Consider the following 3,099-nt stretch of genomic DNA (forward strand, 5'->3'; position numbering starts at 1 on the left):
GGCCTGGACGACGCCTTCTCGTCGATCCGCCCCGACATTCGGCGCAGGCCGCAGCCCGCGAAGGCTCAGGCGCCGACCGTCAGCTCCGCGGGCGCCAGTCCGTCGAACTCCGCCACGACCCGCTGACCTGCCGAGACCCGGTGGAACGGCGTCGTCGAGCCGGTGGTGACGACGTCGCCGGCCTTCACGCAGCGCTGCTGCGAGGCGAAGCGGTTGACGAGCGAAACCAGCAGCCGCGTCGGGTCGCCGGCCGAATTTCCGCCGCGGAGGTCGTAGGCGACCTCGCCGTCGATCCTGAGCTTCACCGGGAGTTCGCCGAGCGGCCCTGACGGCCTCTCGGCCGAGCCGGGGCCGAGGATCAGCAGGCCGTGGCTCTGGCGGTCGGCGAATTTCGAGAGCGGCGACGTCGCCTTCCAATCCGCGAAGGCGGTGTCCAGCACCTCGATCGCGGCGTGCCATGTGGCGACCGCGGCCAGCACCTCATCGGCCGAGTAGCCGCCGTCCTTCGCCGGCAGGTCGCGCCCGAACGTCACGGCGATCTCGGCCTCGACCGCCCAGAGCCTGAGCGCGGCCGCTGGGACGGTCGCCGGGCTCTGATGGATCGTGTCGGCGGTGATCTCGCCAAGCATCGGCTCGGCCTCGGGCGTCGGCGCGCCGGTCTTCCAGCCGACCACAGGTCCGAGCAGCGCTACGGCGGCCTGATGCATCGCCCAGGCCTCGGCCATGTCGGAGGGCGCAAGGTCGTCGGGCAGCGCCGCAATCGCCTCCCCGGGCGGCCGCGCCTTAGCTAGGACGCTCACTGCGGCGGAGATCTTGTCGGTCATTTCGTGCCTTCTCGCGTGCGCTCGACGATGACGGATGTGTAGGCGAAAATCGCCTCGATCGGCGCGGAGGGTTTTCGGACCTCGACGCGCGCCGTCTCGGCGATGGAGAAGCGGTCGAAGATCGCGGCGGCGATCGAATCGGCCGCAGCCTCGATCATCTTGTAGCGCGTCTTCGTGAAGGCCGCGGTGACGACCTCGACGAGGTCGGCCCAGTTCACGGTGCCCTCAGGCGTGTCGGTCTCCTGCGAGCGCGACAGATCGGCGCCGATCTCGACGTCGATGAAGAAGCGCTGGCCGAGTTCGGCCTCGGCGTCGAACAGGCCGTGATTGGCGAAGATCGACAGCTCCTTCAGAACGACTTTGTCCATGCGCGCCTCGTCTCCGCCGGGGCCGGCGACATCGGGCGGAAGGGGCTCGGGTCAAGCCGCGACGCCGCGGGCGGCGTCGAGCAGCGCGCGGGTGTAGCCCTCGCACGGCTTCGACAGCACCTCGCGGCATGGCCCCTCCTCGATGATCCGGCCGCGCCGCATCACCGCGACCCGGTCGCAGAGCGCCTCCACCACCGCGAGGTCGTGGCTGACGAAGATCATCGTCAGCCCGCGCTCCTCGCGGAGCTTTCTCAGCAGCGCGAGGATCTGCGCCTGCACCGAGACGTCGAGCGCCGAGACCGGCTCGTCGAGCGCGACGATCCCGGGCTCGGCCGCGAGCGCCCGCGCAATCCCGACGCGCTGAAGCTGGCCGCCCGAGAAGGCATGCGGAAAGCGCGCGGCATGGTCGGGCCGCAGGCCCACCTGCTCCAGCAGTTCCGCGACCCGTTCGCGGCGCTCGGCGCGGGGCCTGCCGAGCAGCCCGATCAGCGGCGCCTCGATCGCCTCGCCGATCGTCCGCCGGGGATTGAACGCGCCCGCTGGGTCCTGGAACACGAACTGGACGCGGTGCCTGAGCACCTTGCGGCCTTTATGAGATCGGACGTCAATTTCCGCGCCTGCGAGCGCGACCTCGCCCTCATCGGGCGCGAGCAGGCCGACCATCATCCGGGCGATCGTCGACTTGCCCGAGCCGGATTCGCCCACGATCCCGAGCGTCTCTCCGCGGGAGACGCCCAGCGTGACCCGATCGACCGCGGTCACGGGCGCCCCGCCCCCGAACAGCCCGCGCCGGCCGAAGCGCTTCGTCAGCCCGCGGGCCTCCAGCGCGGGCGCGTCAGAAGCGGCCATGCGCGACCTCCTCCGTGCGGATGCAGCGCGCCGCCCGGCCCTCGCCGAGATCCGCGAGGGCGATCGGCCCGGCGCGGCAGTCGTCGATCGCGAGCCGGCAGCGCGGCGCGAAGGCGCAGCCCTTGGGCCGGTCGTCAATCGGCGGCGGCGCGCCCTCGATCGCGTCGAGCGCCCTGTCGGGCTCGCCGAGCTTCGGCGCGCAGGCGAGCAGCCGCGCCGTGTACGGATGGCGCGGCGCGGCCAGCACGCTTTGCGTGGGTCCCTCTTCGACGATCTCGCCGGCATACATCACCGCGACCCTCTCGGAGAGCTCCTCGATCACCCCGAAATCGTGGCTCACGAAGATCAGCGCGGCGCCGCGCTCCTTCCGAAGCGAGGCGAACAGCTTGAGCACGGTCGCCTGGGTGGTGGCGTCGAGCGCGGTGGTGGGCTCGTCCGCGACCAGCACGTCCGGGTCGTCGGCGAGCGCGATCGCGATCCCCACGCGCTGGCGCTGGCCGCCCGAGAGTTCGTGCGGAAAGGCGTTTTGGAGCCGGTGCGGCTCGGGAAGCTCGACCGCGGCCATCAGGTCTTTGGCCCGGTCCTTCGCCCCAGCCGCGTCGCGATGCGCAGAAACCGCTTCGGCGATCTGGTCGCCGACGCGCATCAGCGGATTGAGCGTGGTCGACGGGTCCTGAAAGACGTAGGCCACGCGCCCTCCCCGCGCGGCGCGCAGACGCTCGAACGGCGCGGCCAGCAGATCCTCGCCGTCGAGCGCCACGGCGCCGGCTGTGATCACGCCCGGCGGAGAGGCCGTCAGCCGCGTGAGCGACAGCGCCGCGACCGACTTGCCCGATCCGGATTCGCCCACGATCCCGAGCGAGCCGCCTCTGTGGAGCGAGAAGGTGATCCCGCGGACCGCAGCGTGGCGGCCGGTCGGCCCGTCGAACGCGGTGGTGAGGTTCTGGACCGAGAGCAGCGGCGAGGCGCCGCCGCCCACCTCTCCCCGCCGGGGAGAGGTCGCGAGCGAAGCGAGCGGGTGAGGGGGAACAGGGCTTTCGGGGGAGGACGACGGGGAG

4 protein-coding genes are annotated in these 3,099 nt (G+C 71.9%); all 4 read right to left on the reverse strand.

Translation table 11 applies throughout. The features are described from left to right. Positions 1 to 65 precede the first annotated feature (65 nt). Positions 66 to 824, reverse strand: a complete 759-nt coding sequence (locus EK403_RS06435; protein ID WP_128776668.1) for a 2-keto-4-pentenoate hydratase — start codon at positions 822 to 824, stop codon at positions 66 to 68. Then, positions 821 to 1,192 carry a dihydroneopterin aldolase gene (gene folB / locus EK403_RS06440; protein WP_128776669.1) on the reverse strand — a complete coding sequence of 124 codons (372 nt, stop codon included), beginning with the start codon at positions 1,190 to 1,192 and terminating at the stop codon, positions 821 to 823. The genes EK403_RS06435 and folB overlap by 4 nt, the downstream gene beginning before the upstream one ends. A 51-nt stretch (positions 1,193 to 1,243) precedes the next feature. Continuing rightward, positions 1,244 to 2,041, reverse strand: coding sequence for an ABC transporter ATP-binding protein (locus EK403_RS06445; protein WP_128776670.1), 798 nt, complete (start codon positions 2,039 to 2,041; stop codon positions 1,244 to 1,246). After that, the coding region (locus tag EK403_RS06450; protein ID WP_164919513.1) for an ABC transporter ATP-binding protein at positions 2,028 to 3,099 on the reverse strand (1,072 nt) is incomplete at its 5' end. The genes EK403_RS06450 and EK403_RS06445, both read right to left, overlap by 14 nt.

Origin of the sequence: Hansschlegelia zhihuaiae (assembly GCF_004103825.1) — a bacterium.
GTDB lineage: Bacteria > Pseudomonadota > Alphaproteobacteria > Rhizobiales > Methylopilaceae > Methylopila > Methylopila zhihuaiae.